2 protein-coding genes are annotated in these 1,265 nt (G+C 67.4%); both read left to right on the top strand.

Translation table 11 applies throughout. The features are described from left to right. Positions 1–703 (top strand): MBL fold metallo-hydrolase (locus tag DBR34_RS12770; RefSeq protein ID WP_219928286.1); only part of this gene is annotated, 703 nt, incomplete at its 5' end. A 59-nt stretch (positions 704–762) separates the two neighbouring features. After that, on the top strand, positions 763–1,265 hold a 503-nt coding region (locus tag DBR34_RS12775; protein ID WP_258223890.1), incomplete at its 3' end, for a hypothetical protein.

The raw sequence follows: 1,265 nt of genomic DNA on the forward strand, positions 1-1,265 counted from the left end.
TCGTCTGCAGTTGCCGGGCGCAACCCTGTTCATCGACCCGCTGACCAACAGCGCAGAGTGGGGCAGGGCTTTGCCGGACGTCCTGGTTTCCGTTGAAGGCGGGGTGGGGGACGCCACGGTCCTGCTGACGCACGTCCACTCGGACCACTTCGACGCGGGGGCTGTGGCGCAGGCGCTCCGCAACGGAGGGAGCCTGATCTACCCCGAGGGGACACATCCGCTTCCCGTGCCCGAGGGTGCACGGGCGCGGCCTGCACGCCTTTGGGAGCCCCAGCTGCTGGGTGACTTCACTGCAACGGCGGTGCCTGCCTCGGATGGCTACGGCGACACGCAGGTTTCCTGGGTGGTATCGGCCGCGGGCCGCCGGATTTTCCATGGCGGAGACACGATGTGGCACGGTCACTGGTGGAAGATCGGTCGCCAGTTCGGGCCCTTCGACGTGGCGTTCCTGCCGATCAACGGCGCCACGTTCGGATGGCGCACGCCCGTCAGCGGACAGCCGGGTGTGTTGACCCCCGAGCAGGCCATCGCGGCCGCCACCGTGCTGGGCGCGCGGTCCGTGGTCCCGATCCACTACGGTATCTCGGGCGTTGATGCATACCAGGAAGTGGACGATCCTCTTGGCGCGCTGGTCAGGGCGGCGCGAGGAACCGCCATCGACGTCCAGTCAGTGCCGCCAGGGGCGTGGGTGGCATGGCGGTGAGGCCCTGCGGCACCGCTGATGCGTCCAGCCAGAAGCCACCCACCGCTATGGGAACCTGCATGAAGAACCTTGCTATCGCTGCCCTTCTTGCCTCCCTGTTGGTCTGTCCTCTAGCCAACGCGGCGGAGGATCCAGGCCCGTCCCGCCCGTCCCTGGGTGCGCTGCAGCGCATCATCGAATCCCGCAGTCCGGAGACGACGGTCGCCACGCCTGACCATGATCGAATCACTGCCCAGCGCATCGATATCGTCGACGAGAACGGCGTGATCCGCATGACCCTTTCCGGCCGGACCCCGGCCCCGATCATCGATGGAATCCAGTACCGACGGGCCTTCAACGTCGCCGGGCTGGTGCTTTACGATGACAAAGGCAGCGAGCGGGGTGGATTCGGTACTGCCGATGTGGCTGGGGGGATGGCGGTGCTGGCCCTGGACCACCCGGCCATGGATGCCATCGGCTGGCGTGTTTCGCCGGACGGCGAGGTGGCGTTCTCGATCAACCAGGCACCACCGCTGCTGCGCGAGCCGGCCCTCGGGAATCGCCTGGTTCCGGGGGTCAAAAC

Origin of the sequence: Stenotrophomonas sp. HMWF003 (genome assembly GCF_003061285.1) — a bacterium.
In the GTDB taxonomy this organism is placed as follows: domain Bacteria; phylum Pseudomonadota; class Gammaproteobacteria; order Xanthomonadales; family Xanthomonadaceae; genus Stenotrophomonas; species Stenotrophomonas maltophilia_AP.